Below are 13529 nucleotides of genomic sequence, written 5' to 3'. Positions count from 1 at the left end.
AGCATTGCACTGCCATCATTAAAGGCGACTCATACAACCTATTTTCAAACAGAGACCCGTCAGCCCTTATGACCGGTCTGCCCGCAGCGAACATCCATTGGCTCCATCCGCTATGTACGCCAGCCTCAAGTCAATCGCCCAGTGGCCACCCTCCCGAAAAAGCGCGCGCCGGTTCACGCTTTTCGTGTGCACCTGCTCGACGCTTGGCAGCCTGTTGGTCTACAGCTTGTCGATGCCTCTGCCGGTGAGTCTGCTGGTGCTCAATACTGCGGCGCTGACCTGCGTCTGGGTGGGGCATCGCCTCTCGCTCAAATCGATAAAGTTTCAGCCTCAAGAATTGGCCGACCGTCTGCTGGAAGTTCAGGAAAATGAACGTCACCGGCTCAGTCGGGAACTGCATGATGATATTGGCCAATTGCTGACCGCCGCAAAACTTCAGAGTGAATGGCTCAAACGTCGATTGCCTGAAGAACTGCAGGGTCAATGTTCGGTCCTCTGCGATACGCTGGACGAAACCCTGACCAAAGTTCGTGATGTATCAGCCATCCTGAACCCACGACAGTTGACCAGTCTCGGGCTGGAAGCCAGTCTGCGTGCGCATTTACTCAGAACCCTGGCCAATACGTCCGTGAACTGGAGCCTGGAATGCCATCAACGTTTGACTGGCATACCGGAAGAAATGGCGGTGGCGGCCTTTCGCATCACTCAAGAAGCGGTTACCAATATGCTGCGCCATGCCGAAGCCAGGAATCTGTTGGTCCGCCTGCAACGTCTGCCCCAAGGCCTGACGTTGTTAATCAGTGACGATGGCCTGGGGTTCGAGCCAGCGGCAGACCCTGCTCGCGAGGGGCAACGCGGAATGGCCGGAATGTCGGAACGGATCGATCAGTTGGGCGGCACGCTGACCGTGACCAGCGAGCCGGGCAAAGGCACTCAAATCGAAGCACTCTTCCCCTGGGCGCCCCGTGCGCTGGAACGGGCCAGTACGAATAAGGTTATGCGTTGACTTGTAACTTACTTCTGGTGGACGACCACTCGCTTATCAGGGCTGGCGTGCGCGCTCTGGTGCTGGATATTCCCGGCTATGCGGTCATTGGGGAGGCCAGTGACGGCTCGCAGTTACTCGAGATGGTCGAGCAACTGTCCCCGGACATCATCCTGCTGGATATCTCCATGAGGAAAACCGGTGGCCTTGAAGCCTTGCAGCGACTCAAACGAGTACGTCCGCAGTGCAAAGTGCTCATCCTGTCGATGCACACCGACCCGGCGCTCATCATGCAAGCACTCGAATCCGGGGCTCATGGCTACCTGCTCAAAGACACCACGGCCACCGAGCTCGAACATGCCCTGGATGCCTTGCGCAATAACGAACGCTACCTGAGCCCGGCCATTGCCCACACCGTCATCAACCAGGCGCTGACCCGAACCCAGAAAAATCAGGCGCCAACCCAGGACTCGCACAACCTGACGGCACGCCAGCTGGAAATCCTGCGATTGATTGTTCGCGGAAAATCCACCCGGGAAATTGCCAATGGCTTGGGCCTGAGCATCAAGACTGTCGAAACCCACCGCTCGCAGATCATGAAACGCTTGCAGATCTACGATGTGGCCGGCCTGGTGTTGTTCGCCGTGCGCGAGCAAATCATCAGTCTGGACGATTAGCCGGATTCGAGCCGCTCAGCAGCGGCGAGCCCTCGGGCAAATGCACCCGCAATGCCGCCGGCCGTGCCGAAAACCGCAGGCTATCGCCCTCCAGAGGCTCACCATCAAGGTTGATATAAAGGCCCTCCGATACTTTGATCTCGACCCATGGCAAGCGGGCTCGCACAAACATGTTGTCGATTCCGAAGCCATCGGTCAGCAGGTCTTTCAAGGTACCGACCACTTCCTGGGGCGCGGGCAAAATGCTGATATCCAGCAGACCATCGTCAGCCAGCGCCTGCGGGCACAACATATGACCACCGCCAGCCTGTCGGCCATTGCCGATGCCTAATGCCAACAACTCACCGGCCCAGTGAAAATCCGGCCCCTGCAACTCGCCATAGGCCGCATGCAACTCACTGAAACGCGATAAACCGGTGAAGAGATAAGCCGCGCCGCCAAGAATTTTTTTCAGTTCCTCGGAAGTATTGGCCGTGACCTGACTGCCAAAGCCGCCCGTGGCCATGTTCAGAAAAACCTGCCCACCCACCTCCCCCAGATCAATGGCATGCGGGGCGGCCTCCAAAAGCTCCAGCGCTTGAGCGGGCTCCAGGGGCACACCCGCGGCGCGTGCAAAATCGTTGGCGGTGCCCAAGGGCAAAAGCACCAGGCTGGCCTGAGTCGAATGCGCCGCCATGGCTTCGGCGATATCACGCAAGGTGCCATCGCCGCCGCCGGCAATCAGCTGCGTATAGCCCGCCGTCAACGCTTCCCCCACCAGCCGCTGCGCATCACCAGCCTCCCAGGTCAGTCGAACAGCCAGTTCCCAGCCTTGTTGGCGCTTGCCTTCGACAGCTGAACGGACCTGCTCATTGAGTGCCTGCTTGCCATGCAGAATCAACAGCGCCTTGCGCTCGTTCATTTTGATCACCCCCCTTTCCGAATCCGTATGGGAGATGTTGACCTCGCAGTCCCTCATAAAAGTCGCAAGGATTTCAATTATTTCCTGGGGAAGGACACTTGAGTCCTACAGAGCGGTATTTTTTCTTACAAAACCTGAGGAATCGGCTCAATTGACCCATCAGGGCAATTGGTACACCGTTGTGTCAGCGGTTATCAGTCATCACCAGTAAATTACACAGGGATGTGCAAACAATGAATGGAACCCCTTTAAGGTCCTCAAAAATCGTAAGTAATAACCGTATGGGCCACCTGAATGGTTTTAACGCAAGGAGCCAATTATTCCATGCAAAGCCATGACCTCAGACTACCGGTAACTCCGGTTACACCGTTCTCAGACAATCACGTCAATCAGCAGGCTGAATTCAAAAGCAGCGCAAAGCCCACCGGAGAAGTTGATATGGAACCTCGCGTCACTGAACTGGAGACACATCTCAAGTACATCCGCAGAGACCTGGATGAAGTCCGCGGCGACGTCAAATCCATCAAGCACAGGCTTGCCTATTCAGCTGGCGGAACAGCTGTGGTCCTGGGGCTTTTGAGCTGGATCTCCAACAGTCGCTTCGACCAGGTCGTGACACTTCTGGCAAATTAAGGAACGGTCATGCACGCAAGCCCCAACGCTTTCGACCGGGCTTGCGTGGCAGAACCAGGACCTGCATCAGCCCAGGACTTCACTCAACGGGATGAAGCTCACACTATCACCCTCGATCAGTGTACGGTCCTCCAGCACTTCAACCAGACCGTCCGCCCAGGCGGCACTGCGCAGTACGCCAGAGCTCTGATTCCTGTAGATGATTGCCCGGCCATTCTCCAGACGTCCGCGCAAGTACTCACGTCGGTTACCAGCCTTTGGCCAGACAAACCCTGCCGGTACCTGAAACTTCAGGGGTTCGATCTCTTTTACGCCTTGGCGGCGCAAGAGGTAGGGCCTTGCCAACAAAGCAAAAGTCACCAGGGTTGACGCCGGATTGCCGGGCAAACCAATGACAGGCACACCGCGAAAATGCCCGAACGTCAGCGGCTTGCCTGGCTTGATGGCAAGCTTCCACAGGGTCAACTCGCCCTCTTCCCGCAAGGCAATGCCCAGAAAGTCGGCTTCTCCCACCGATACGCCACCGGTGGAGAGAATCAGGTCGACATCCTTCAACTCGCCGAGACGGGCACGAGTGGTCGCTAAATCATCGGGAAGAATGCCAGCATCGATCACCTCACAGCCCAAGCGCTGCAACCAGCTGCAAAGCAACACTCGATTGCTGTTGTAGATCTGTCCCGGTCCAAGGGCCTGGCCCGGCTCAATCAGCTCATCCCCGGTAGACAAAACCGCAACACGAACCTTGCGAACCACATCCAGTTCAGCGCACCCCAACGATGCCGCCAGCCCCTGTTCGATGGGACCCAGGCGTGTACCGGCAGGCAAGATCAACTCACCGGCGGTGGTTTCCTGGCCTTGTGGACGGATGTTTTGCCCCGGGGTCATGGTCTCGGTGAAACGTACCCGCTCATCCGCCTGAACCTCGGCGTTCTCCTGCATCTCGACACAGTCGGCACCCGCGGGCACAGGCGCGCCGGTGAAGATCCGCGCACAGGTCCCAGGCTTCAAGGGCTCCGGAGCCTGACCCGCAAAAATCTTCTGGCTGACCGGCAACGGTTCTCCCGTCCAGTCGGCGACGCGCAAGGCATACCCATCCATGGCACTGTTGGGCCAAGGCGGCAGATCAAGTGTCGAGACCAGATCAGCAGCCAGTACACGCCCCAGAACCTGCGCCAACGGCAGGCGTTGGTGCTCATGAATTCTCGAGGCGTCGGCCATTTCCAGTAGCCGCGCGAGCGCCACCTCGACAGCCATCAGGCTGCCAGTCTTGCCTGGCTTACCCGCGGGATTCACAGGGTGCCGCCTGTTTCAGATGGGTCACGAAATTGCACGGACGGTGCCGGGAATCCAGTTGTTCGGCGAGAATGCCGTCCCAACCGGTGCGCACCGCATTGGTCGAACCCGGCAAGCAGCAAACCAGCGTGCCATTGGCCAGACCGGCCAAGGCCCGGGACTGAACCGTGGAAGTACCGATATCCGCCACCGATATCTGCCGGAACAGTTCACCAAAACCATCGACCTGCTTATCCAGCAGGCAACTCACCGCTTCGGGCGTGCTGTCACGACCGGTAAACCCGGTACCGCCAGTGATCAGCACCACTTGCACGACTTCATCGGCAATCCAGTTGGCCACTTGCGCACGAATTTTGTAGAGATCATCTTTGAGCAATACACGGGCCGCCAGGTTATGACCGGCAGCGCTCAAGCGGTCGACGAAGACCTGGCCTGAGGTGTCGGTTTCCAGGGTACGGGTATCGCTGACAGTCAGCACCGCGATGTTGAGCGGTGCGAAAGGTACATCAGCCTTGGCTTTCATAGGCTCGTCCAGTTGTAGGAGAAACAGCCCGGTGTTATATCACAGCGCCTCATTTTTTCGCCGCCCCATGGAGAAGTGCAATGACCTCGGATACACCTTTGGCGCCGTGCTCCATTTTGCTCCTGGCGGGTGGGCGTGGCCAACGCATGGGCGGTCAGGACAAGGGTTTGCTGGAATGGCACGGCGAGCCACTGATCGCGCATCTGCACCGCAAGACCCGTCTGCTGAGTGATGATTTGATCATCTCCTGCAACAGAAACCTGGAGAAATATGCGCCTTATGCGGATCAGCTGGTCCATGACGATGAAGGCGACTTTCCGGGACCATTGGCGGGTATTCGCGCAGGCCTGAAGGCCGCCCGCCACACGCACCTGCTGGTATTGCCCTGCGATGTGCCATGCATCGATGCGGCGCTGCTCCAGAACATGCGTGAAACGGCCGCGCAGCATCCGGACAAACCGCTGATGCTACGCCATGGAGAACACTGGGAACCTTTGCTGTGCATGATTCCCGTCGCTCTTTCAGGGGCTTTCGAGACGGCCTGGAACGAAGGCGAGCGCAGCCCGGGCAGACTGATGCGCACATTGGGCGCCATGGCCCTGCAGTGCCCCGACAACGACCCTCGCCTGGCCAACCTCAATACGCCGGAACTGTTAAGCACGCATCACACTGTGTCAGACTGACGCTCGAAGGAACTTGCACGCGCTGCATACGTCTCAAGCTCAGTATTCAAAAGATTTTCCATTCGGAGACACACCCATGACCCAACGGACCCTCGCCACTTTCATGCTCGCACTGGGCCTTGCGACACTCGCCGGTTGTGCATCGCCTTCAGTGATCACCTTGAATGACGGTCGAGAAATCCAGGCCGTCGACGCGCCTAAGTACGATCAAGAATCGGGCTTTTACGAGTTCGAACAGCTGGATGGCAAGCACACCCGCATCAACAAGGATCAGATTCGTACCGTTAAAGAGTTGTAATCTTTGCGGCGACCATCGGATACAGAAAAGCCCGCTTTTAAAGCGGGCTTTTTCGTGGCAGAAGAAAAACAGGATCGCCTATGATCACCACTCCAGAGTGATTGTGCTTTCGAACTCTCTTTCGTGCCCCGTAACCGGATCGACAAATCGCAACCCCTGGGCCAGCAGCTTCAAGGGATTGGCATAGTCGTCTTCAACATCCTTGAGCACCTGCGGATAGAACGGGTCATTGCAGATACCAGCCCCCAGGGCCGCCATGTGCACTCGCAACTGATGTTTCTTGCCCGTTACCGGGTAAAGCGCATAGCGCCAGAACTCACCGTTTTTTTCCCGGACCTCGACAGCCGTCTCGGTATTGCTGACGCCCGGACCTTCCTGCATGCGAAAGAACGGTTCGCCATCGATGAGTCGACTTTTATGAACCATCGGGAAGGTCAGTTCAGGCAATGCCCGGGCGATTGCTTCGTAGCGTTTTTCGATCTGGCGTGTAGGAAACAATGACTGATACGCCGACCGACTCTGAGGATTGGCTGAGAACAGCACCAGCCCTGCCGTATGCCGGTCAATACGATGCAAAGGCACCAGATGCGGGTTATCCAGTCGCCGGATCAGTCGTCGCAGCAATGTCTGCTCCACATACTCCCCAGCCGGCGTCACCGGCAGGAAGTGCGGCTTGTCCGCCACCACCAGATGCTCGTCGGCATAGAGGATCGACTCCACCACAGGGATCGGTTTTTCGTCCGGCACCTCGCGAAAATAATGAATTCGCAGACCTTCCTTGTAAGGCAGATCCAGAGCGATCGGCATACCTTGCCCATCGAGGACTCGACCGCGAGCAATTCTGTCCAGCCATTGCTCACGACCGATGGCGCTGAAGTGTTCACACAGGCAATCGAATACGGTCTGCCACGGACCAGGCGGCAGATAGAGCGTGCTGGCCTGGTTGTGCGCAGCAGAAAACGATGAAGTGGACATACGAAAAACTCTAACCCTCAATGCAGGGCAGCATTATCCAACAGTGGCCGGAACGAACCTAGAAGAGAATCCTCAGGCCGGTATTGACTGCGTTCGAGCGGCCGCTTCGGTGAACTCCTTGAGCCAGCGCAGCACATCGACCGCTTCCCAGCGACCCGGATCATAGAGCGCATACAACAACCCCTGATAGCCCACGACATCGAGCTGCCGGTGATAACCCGCACGCTGGAACAAGGCTTCGATTTCGGCGAAACAGGTATTGAAATGCAGTTTGTTGAAAGGCGTTTTTCCTTCCGTGACCAGACCATCCAGACGCAACTCGAGAACCGCCTCGCGCACCACGTCCGCCGACATCCGGTTCACGCTGTTCTTCAATTGTTCGACATTGACCACATTTCATCCCTCTGACGTCCGGGATCATCTGCCCAAACCCGAACAGGGAGAAGCATGGCAGGCAATCCGAATAACTGTATAGACATACAGTAACCGAATAACCAACCTTTCGCCAACGAATGAAACGAGGATCGCGACAGGTGGGGCATCGCCAGCAGTGTCAGGACTCGCGCAGGAACGCCACCACCTGCTCGGCACTAAACGGCCAGCCCAGTTCAGCGCCGGTATCGACCCGACGCAACACCGGAATACGCAGGCTGTAGGCTTCGAACCAGGTTTCATCATCAGCGATATCCACCAGCTCCACCAACAGACCACGCTCGACAAACTCCATCAGCATGGCTTCGGCGACTTCACAAAGATGGCAACCAACGGTGCCGAACAGCTGACATTCAGGAGGCATGACGACAAGACCAAACGAAGTAAGCGCTCATTCTAGGCCCGCCATCAAACGCCGTCGAGCCGACGTCCGAGCAACGGTGACTTCAAGAGATTTCAGCAAAACTCTGACGCAAATCATTTGCGTCGCCGGTCATTTGCGCAATGCTCGCGTCTTTTTTGCCTCTACGCTTGAGTAGCCAGAACCCTCACCGGAGTTTTTTGTGTTTGCCAACTTGTTGATCATCCTCGCCTCCTCCCTGGTGGTGATTGCACTGTTCCAGCGCCTGCGTTTGCCACCGGTGCTGGGCTACTTGTGCGTAGGGCTGATGATCGGGCCGACAGCGTTCAACTGGGTGAATGAAAACGAAGATTTGCCCGATCTGGCCGAATTGGGCGTGGTGTTCCTGCTGTTCTCCCTGGGGCTTGAGTTTTCCCTGTCGAAGATGTTCGCACTGCGCCAGGTGGTGTTTGGCCTGGGCAGCCTGCAAGTGCTGGGGTCCGGGATCTTGCTGGGAGCTTTGCTGATGCTGTTCGGCATGCCGATCACACCAGCCCTGTTACTCGGCGCCGGTCTGGCGCTGTCGTCTACCGCCATTGTCAGCAAGGAGTTGAGCAGCCTCGGCGAAATATTCAGCCGTCACGGCCAGAATGCCATCGCCGTGCTGTTGTTCCAGGACGTGGTTGCGGTGTTGCTGCTGACGCTTGTGCCGGTGTTCGCCGGCAGCAGTGACCAGGCCTGGTATTGGGCGCTGCCGCTGACGCTGGCCAAGACCCTGGTGCTGTTCGTCGGTTTGCTGCTGGTCAGTCGCTGGTTTCTGCCACGGCTGTTCCATGAAGTCGCCGCGGCCCGGTCCGCGGAGCTGTTCGTGCTGTTGGCACTGGTGATTGTTCTGCTGACGGCCTGGCTGACTCACCTGCTCGGCCTCTCTCCTGCCCTGGGCGCCTTTCTCGCCGGCATGCTGCTGGGGGAAAGCCATTACCGACATCAGATCGAGGCCGATATCCGTCCGTTCCGCGATATTCTGCTCGGAGTATTCTTCGTCAGTATCGGCATGCTGATCGACTTGCGCCTGTTTGCCAGCCACGGCCTGCTGATTCTCGGTCTGACGTTGGGGTTGCTGCTGATCAAGGGCACCCTGGTCGCACTGCTGGTCAAATGGCGCGGCAGCGATGGCGAAACTGCATGGCGCAGCGGCCTGGCATTGGCCCAGGGGGGTGAGTTCTGTTTTGCCCTGATGGCGCAGATGCAACAGAACAAACTGATGCCCGCCGACCTCGGCGGCCTGCTGCTGGCGGCCACGTTCTGCTCGATGCTGGTAACGCCTTTACTTCTGCGTGCCGCTCCCCGCATCGCCATGCGTCTGCACCGCAAACCCAACAAAGCAGCCGAACTCGAAGAAATCAGCGCGCTCAATGCCGGCCTGCACAATCACGTGGTGATCTGCGGCTACGGCCGCGTCGGTCAATCCATCGGGCGTTTCCTGCGTCATGTTCAGCAACCATACATCGCGTTGGACACCGATCCGGTGCGGGTCCAGGAAGCTGTGGTCAATGAAAGCAGTGTGCACTATGGCGACTCACGCCGCGGCGAGCTGCTGATCGCGATAGGGCTGGAGCGCGCAAGACTGTTGGTGGTTGCCGTGGACAAGACGGACATCGCCCTGCTGATTCTCAAGGAAGCACGGCGGTTCAACCCGACCGTGCCGATCCTGGTGCGCACCCGGGATGACAGCCAGTTGGCCGAGTTGAAGGCGGCCGGTGCCAGCGAAGTCGTACCCGAGTTGCTGGAGTCCAGCCTGATGCTCGCCTCCCACGCTCTGATCATGCTGGGCATACCCGGCCAGCAGGTGCAGGACCGGGTCGACCAGGTACGGCATGACCGCTATCGCCTGCTGCACGATTTTTACCCTGGCGCCGACGATGAGGAACGCTGATTCAGTCCTGGCTCATGGCGCCGATCTTGTGCACCGACAAATCCGCGCCGTAATACTCTTCTTCCTGGCTCAGGCGCAAGCCATGGACGGCCTTGATCGCGCCATACACGGCAAAACCACCGGCCAGCGCCACGACTACCCCCAAAGAGGTGCCGATCAACTGGCTGATCAGGCTCACGCCCCCCAATCCACCCAAAGCGGTTTGCCCGAAAACGCCGCAAGCGATCCCGCCCCAGACACCACAGAGCCCATGCAAAGGCCAGACACCCAGCACATCGTCGATACGCCATTTGCCTTGAGCCGCGGTAAAGCACCAGACAAACAGGCCCCCGGCGATGGCGCCGGTCACCAATGCGCCCACCGGGTGCATCAGATCCGAGCCGGCGCAGATCGCCACCAATCCAGCCAACGGGCCGTTATGCAGGAAGCCCGGGTCATTGCGCCCGACGATCAACGCCGCCACCGTGCCGCCGACCATGGCCATCAACGAATTCACCGCCACCAGCCCGCTGACCCCTTGCAGAGTCTGGGCGCTCATCACGTTGAAACCGAACCAGCCGACGATCAGGATCCACGACCCCAACGCCAGGAAGGGAATGCTCGACGGCGCGAATGCCACCAGTCGCCCGTCGCGATAACGACCTTGCCTCGGCCCCAGCAGCAACACCGCCGCGAGTGCCAGCCAGCCGCCCATGGCGTGAACCACCACGGAGCCGGCGAAGTCATGGAAACTGGCGCCGAAACGTGCCAGCAACCAGGCTTGCAGGCCGAAGTTGCCGTTCCAGACCACGCCCTCGAAGAAGGGGTAGATAAACGCCACGATCAGCGCCGTCGCGCACAACTGCGGGACGAACCGGGCGCGCTCGGCGATGCCTCCGGAAATGATCGCCGGTATCGCCGCGGCAAAGGTCAGCAGAAAGAAAAACTTCACCAACCCATAGCCATGGTCGGCGGTGATCACCGCCGCCGGTTGCATAAAACTGACCCCATAGGAAATCCAATAGCCTATAAAGAAGTAGGCCAGGGTCGAAATGGCGAAGTCACTGAGGATCTTCGACAAGGCGTTGACCTGATTCTTTTGGCGAACTGTGCCGACCTCAAGAAAGGCGAAACCGGCGTGCATGGCCAGAACCATGACCGCACCGATAAGGATGAACAACGTGTTGGAGCTATGGACCAGACTGTCCACAGCACTTTGCAGATTTTCCATGGATTGGCAGACCTGAAGGCTGAAAAAAGCACCAAAGCAGTTCGCGCAGATGGTCGACGCACCAAGTTGCAGCCAATCCAGACCGCAACGCTGATCCGGATGAACCGCTTTGGCGCACAAGACCGCCGCCTCTGCGCGAGTTTTGATTGTTTGAGTTAGGGTTTTCCTGAAATCATGCCCGGCAACAGCGCAATAGCGCCGGCTGACGCACCACGACGTAGCAAAAGATGTACCAGTCATTTGTACTGAACCTTCGCGCAAGGCTCATACTCGAACGCTTCAGAAGCCACTTACGGAGATCACCAATGGCACGCATCAAGGCAAAGACTGCTCAAGAAATTCTGATGGAAGATTTTCAGACACTGGTCAGCGATACCGAACGGTTGCTGGAACACACCGCCTCCCTGGCCGGTGATCAGGCCGATGAGCTGCGCGAACAGATCCGCGACAGCCTGCTGCGTGCCCGGGAAACCCTGAGGCTGACCGAAGACGCCCTGCAAGAGCGCGGCAAAGCGGCTGTCGCCGCCACGGAAGATTACGTCCAGGCCAACCCATGGCAATCGGTCGGGATTGCAGCCGGCGTGGGTTTCCTGATTGGTCTGCTGGCCACTCGGCGCTGATATGGCGATCGATGAATCCGGCTCGTCCGCGACGGGCACCCGCTCTTCATCGCGGCGCCTGGGTGCCGCGTTTCTTGGATTGCTGCATAGCCATGTCGAACTGTTCGGCATCGAACTGCAGGAGCAAAAAGCACGTACCGTAAGCCTGTTGCTGTTTGCAGGCCTGACGCTGGTCTTTGCCTTGTTGTTGCTGGTGGGGTTGTCGACGCTGGTGTTGATCCTGTTCTGGGACACCTATCGCCTGGCGGCGATCATCGGGCTCTGTGTGTTCTACACCCTCGCTACGTTGTTCTGCGCGATGCGCTTGAGGGCGGCGATTTTCGATGAATCCTCACCCTTCCATGGCACCCTCGAGGAGCTGGCCAATGATCGGGAGCGTCTGTTGCCATGAGCATGCCTGAACTTCCCCGCAATAGTTCGCGAACGGAAATGCGCAAGGCACTGATCCGTCTGCGCATGGAAATGCATCGCCAGGAAATTCGCCACGAATCCCAACAACTGCTGCAGCCCCTGCAACGGGTGCGCGGCATGACACAAAGCCTGCAAGACGGCTTCGGCATCAAACACGCCCCGCTCTGGGGCATCGCCGCCGTGATCGGGTTGGGTTTTCTGACCGGCAAGGGTGCCAAGGGCGGCGGTATCGGCAGCCTGACCAAGCTGGTTAGCCTGGGCGCCGCACTAGGGCCGCTGATCAAGCTGGTCATGCAGAGCGCTTCGCGCAAACACTAATCAGTCTTGTCTGGCTGCATTCTTGCAATACCACCAGGATCAACCTCTTTATCGAGAGGTTGATCCTGCGTGCCTACCTGGGACCAGGTATTTATCCAGAACAACACCTTAATAAGGAGGCCTCGTGATCGACGGGCAACCGCTCGCCTGTTTTCAGCCATTCATCGATACCGCCACAGGCCGTATCGCGGGTGTCGAAGCGCTGGGCCGACTGCGCCAGGCCGATGGTCAACTGATCTCGGTAGGTGCGCTGTTCGCCGATCCGCGAACCCCGGCTATCGCCCTGCGACGTCTCGATCGCCAGATTCGCGACAACGCCCTGAGCCGTCTGCATGAAGCGCCCACGGACTGGTTTCTCAGCCTGAACATCTCACCCCGCTGGATTAGCCGCTTGCGCCGGGACCAGGCACTGCCGAGCCTCAAGCAACTGAGCAGGCATGGTGTCGATGCACAGCGAATCGTCTTCGAGATCACCGAATTGGGCGGCGACAGCCAGCGTCTGGCTGAAGTCGTGGCCCGCTACCGGCAAGCCGGGGCGCGGATCGCCATCGATGATTTCGGTGCCGGTTACTCTCAACTCGATCGCGTGCTGGCCCTGCAACCGGACATTCTCAAACTCGACATGCGACTGTTCCAGGCCGCCGCGTTGGGCGGTCCCAGCAGCGATGTGGTCAAGGCACTGGCGCAAATGGCGGAAAAAACCGGTTGCTGGATCATCGCCGAAGGCGTGGAAACCGAAGCTCAACTGAATTTTGCCCTGGAGTGCGGCTCACGCTACGTACAAGGCTTTCTGTTCGCCCGAGCGCAAGCGGATTTCTTCGCCACCGACGCCTTTGTCGAGCGCTTCGCGCAACTGCGCCAGCGTTACGTTCAGCAAAAGCTGACTGAACGCGCTCGCCTGATGATCATGCGCCAGCAACTCAGCGAACTGATGACCATCCTGCAAGCCTGGGCTCAAGCCTGCGCCCCCCTCAGCGCCTTGCCGCAACTGCAGGCGTTTCCCTGGCTGCTGCGTTTTTATCAGTGCGACCGCCACGGCACGCAACTGACCCCCAACCTGGAATGGCGCAACAACGGCTGGGAAGCCGATAGCCGCTACCTGGGCCATAACTGGTCATGGCGCCCCTATTTCTATCACTTGCTGGCCGAGGGTTGGGATGAGCGCCGTCTGACGCTTTCCAACACTTACCGCGACGCCACCAGCAATCAGTACTGCCTCACTGCGGGGCAGTTTTTCGATAACGGCGAACGGCTACTGCTCATCGATATCGACGCTGCGGGGTTGTAGTTCTCC

The 13529-nt window shown here is 58.5% G+C and carries 17 protein-coding genes; 10 read left to right on the top strand and 7 right to left on the bottom strand.

The window, feature by feature from the left end; genetic code table 11:
* The first annotated feature begins 112 nt into the window (after positions 1-112).
* Together LOY28_RS08410 and LOY28_RS08405 are read left to right on the top strand one after the other, a co-directional pair.
* Positions 113-1006 carry a sensor histidine kinase gene (locus LOY28_RS08410; protein WP_258614422.1) on the top strand — a complete coding sequence of 298 codons (894 nt, stop codon included), beginning with the start codon at positions 113-115 and terminating at the stop codon, positions 1004-1006.
* On the top strand, positions 1003-1662 hold the full coding sequence (locus tag LOY28_RS08405; RefSeq protein ID WP_019582509.1) for a response regulator transcription factor: 660 nt from the start codon (positions 1003-1005) through the stop codon (positions 1660-1662). Before LOY28_RS08410 ends, LOY28_RS08405 begins: the two co-directional genes overlap by 4 nt.
* Here the strand turns inward: LOY28_RS08405 and yegS are convergent.
* A complete protein-coding gene (yegS, locus tag LOY28_RS08400) occupies positions 1646-2563 on the bottom strand; it encodes a lipid kinase YegS (protein ID WP_026286710.1) in 918 nt (305 codons plus the stop codon). The two genes, LOY28_RS08405 and yegS, sit on opposite strands and share 17 nt — an antisense overlap.
* A gap of 324 nt (positions 2564-2887) precedes the next feature.
* Between yegS and LOY28_RS08395 the strand changes: the two genes are divergently transcribed.
* Entirely contained in the window at positions 2888-3196 is a 309-nt protein-coding gene (locus LOY28_RS08395) for a hypothetical protein (RefSeq protein ID WP_018929999.1), read from the top strand.
* Positions 3197-3262: 66 nt separating this feature from the next.
* Here the strand turns inward: LOY28_RS08395 and glp are convergent, their stop codons facing one another.
* Together glp and moaB are read right to left on the bottom strand one after the other, a co-directional pair.
* The gene (glp, locus tag LOY28_RS08390) at positions 3263-4489 is read right to left on the bottom strand and encodes a gephyrin-like molybdotransferase Glp (protein WP_018930000.1); all 1227 of its coding nucleotides are present in this window, start codon (positions 4487-4489) and stop codon (positions 3263-3265) included.
* On the bottom strand, positions 4473-5012 hold the full coding sequence (gene moaB, locus LOY28_RS08385) for a molybdenum cofactor biosynthesis protein B (RefSeq protein ID WP_007940044.1): 540 nt from the start codon (positions 5010-5012) through the stop codon (positions 4473-4475). Before moaB ends, glp begins: the two co-directional genes overlap by 17 nt.
* An 80-nt stretch (positions 5013-5092) precedes the next feature.
* Here moaB and mobA point away from each other — a divergent pair, with 80 nt between their 5' ends.
* Positions 5093-5695, top strand: a complete 603-nt coding sequence (gene mobA, locus LOY28_RS08380) for a molybdenum cofactor guanylyltransferase MobA (protein ID WP_018930001.1) — start codon at positions 5093-5095, stop codon at positions 5693-5695.
* A 76-nt stretch (positions 5696-5771) separates the two neighbouring features.
* Positions 5772-5993 carry a YgdI/YgdR family lipoprotein gene (locus LOY28_RS08375; protein ID WP_258613333.1) on the top strand — a complete coding sequence of 74 codons (222 nt, stop codon included), beginning with the start codon at positions 5772-5774 and terminating at the stop codon, positions 5991-5993.
* Positions 5994-6077: 84 nt separating this feature from the next.
* Here LOY28_RS08375 and LOY28_RS08370 read toward each other — a convergent pair whose 3' ends face one another.
* The 3 genes from LOY28_RS08370 to LOY28_RS08360 all read right to left on the bottom strand — a co-directional run bounded on the left by LOY28_RS08370 (position 6078) and on the right by LOY28_RS08360 (position 7764).
* Complete coding sequence (locus LOY28_RS08370) at positions 6078-6968, bottom strand: pseudouridine synthase (RefSeq protein ID WP_258613332.1); 891 nt, start codon at positions 6966-6968, stop codon at positions 6078-6080.
* A gap of 72 nt (positions 6969-7040) precedes the next feature.
* On the bottom strand, positions 7041-7361 hold the full coding sequence (locus tag LOY28_RS08365) for a hypothetical protein (RefSeq protein WP_007895054.1): 321 nt from the start codon (positions 7359-7361) through the stop codon (positions 7041-7043).
* Positions 7362-7521: 160 nt separating this feature from the next.
* Positions 7522-7764, bottom strand: coding sequence for a glutaredoxin family protein (locus tag LOY28_RS08360; RefSeq protein WP_019582515.1), 243 nt, complete (start codon positions 7762-7764; stop codon positions 7522-7524).
* A 199-nt stretch (positions 7765-7963) separates the two neighbouring features.
* On the opposite strand from LOY28_RS08360, the gene LOY28_RS08355 reads away from it, so the two are divergent.
* Positions 7964-9676, top strand: a complete 1713-nt coding sequence (locus LOY28_RS08355; RefSeq protein WP_258613331.1) for a monovalent cation:proton antiporter-2 (CPA2) family protein — start codon at positions 7964-7966, stop codon at positions 9674-9676.
* A 1-nt stretch (position 9677) separates the two neighbouring features.
* On the opposite strand, the gene LOY28_RS08350 is transcribed toward LOY28_RS08355, so the two are convergent.
* A complete protein-coding gene (locus LOY28_RS08350) occupies positions 9678-10886 on the bottom strand; it encodes an ammonium transporter (RefSeq protein WP_064621209.1) in 1209 nt (402 codons plus the stop codon).
* A gap of 305 nt (positions 10887-11191) precedes the next feature.
* Between LOY28_RS08350 and LOY28_RS08345 the strand changes: the two genes are divergently transcribed.
* The 4 genes from LOY28_RS08345 to LOY28_RS08330 all read left to right on the top strand — a co-directional run bounded on the left by LOY28_RS08345 (position 11192) and on the right by LOY28_RS08330 (position 13523).
* Positions 11192-11506, top strand: a complete 315-nt coding sequence (locus tag LOY28_RS08345; RefSeq protein ID WP_018930006.1) for a YqjD family protein — start codon at positions 11192-11194, stop codon at positions 11504-11506.
* A 1-nt stretch (position 11507) separates the two neighbouring features.
* A complete protein-coding gene (locus LOY28_RS08340; RefSeq protein WP_018930007.1) occupies positions 11508-11897 on the top strand; it encodes a phage holin family protein in 390 nt (129 codons plus the stop codon).
* Complete coding sequence (locus tag LOY28_RS08335; protein ID WP_019020946.1) at positions 11894-12235, top strand: hypothetical protein; 342 nt, start codon at positions 11894-11896, stop codon at positions 12233-12235. The genes LOY28_RS08340 and LOY28_RS08335 overlap by 4 nt, the downstream gene beginning before the upstream one ends.
* Before the next feature lie 124 nt (positions 12236-12359).
* Positions 12360-13523 carry an EAL domain-containing protein gene (locus tag LOY28_RS08330; protein ID WP_018930009.1) on the top strand — a complete coding sequence of 388 codons (1164 nt, stop codon included), beginning with the start codon at positions 12360-12362 and terminating at the stop codon, positions 13521-13523.
* Positions 13524-13529 lie beyond the last annotated feature (6 nt).

The organism is Pseudomonas sp. B21-017, from assembly GCF_024749245.1.
In the GTDB taxonomy this organism is placed as follows: Bacteria; Pseudomonadota; Gammaproteobacteria; order Pseudomonadales; family Pseudomonadaceae; genus Aquipseudomonas.
Note: the sequence above shows the minus strand (reverse complement) of the source record. Positions and strands in the feature narration are given on the sequence as shown.

What these genes read in the sequence shown, in the direction of transcription:
- LOY28_RS08410 (WP_258614422.1), top strand. Translation starts at nt 113, where the DNA reads ATGTACGCCAGCCTCAAGTCAATCGCCCAGTGGCCACCCTCCCGAAAA.
- yegS (WP_026286710.1), bottom strand. Translation starts at nt 2,563, where the DNA reads ATGAACGAGCGCAAGGCGCTGTTGATTCTGCATGGCAAGCAGGCACTC.
- LOY28_RS08395 (WP_018929999.1), top strand. Translation starts at nt 2,888, where the DNA reads ATGCAAAGCCATGACCTCAGACTACCGGTAACTCCGGTTACACCGTTC.
- moaB (WP_007940044.1), bottom strand. Translation starts at nt 5,012, where the DNA reads ATGAAAGCCAAGGCTGATGTACCTTTCGCACCGCTCAACATCGCGGTG.
- mobA (WP_018930001.1), top strand. Translation starts at nt 5,093, where the DNA reads ATGACCTCGGATACACCTTTGGCGCCGTGCTCCATTTTGCTCCTGGCG.
- LOY28_RS08375 (WP_258613333.1), top strand. Translation starts at nt 5,772, where the DNA reads ATGACCCAACGGACCCTCGCCACTTTCATGCTCGCACTGGGCCTTGCG.
- LOY28_RS08370 (WP_258613332.1), bottom strand. Translation starts at nt 6,968, where the DNA reads ATGTCCACTTCATCGTTTTCTGCTGCGCACAACCAGGCCAGCACGCTC.
- LOY28_RS08360 (WP_019582515.1), bottom strand. Translation starts at nt 7,764, where the DNA reads ATGCCTCCTGAATGTCAGCTGTTCGGCACCGTTGGTTGCCATCTTTGT.
- LOY28_RS08350 (WP_064621209.1), bottom strand. Translation starts at nt 10,886, where the DNA reads ATGGAAAATCTGCAAAGTGCTGTGGACAGTCTGGTCCATAGCTCCAAC.
- LOY28_RS08345 (WP_018930006.1), top strand. Translation starts at nt 11,192, where the DNA reads ATGGCACGCATCAAGGCAAAGACTGCTCAAGAAATTCTGATGGAAGAT.
- LOY28_RS08340 (WP_018930007.1), top strand. Translation starts at nt 11,508, where the DNA reads ATGGCGATCGATGAATCCGGCTCGTCCGCGACGGGCACCCGCTCTTCA.
- LOY28_RS08335 (WP_019020946.1), top strand. Translation starts at nt 11,894, where the DNA reads ATGAGCATGCCTGAACTTCCCCGCAATAGTTCGCGAACGGAAATGCGC.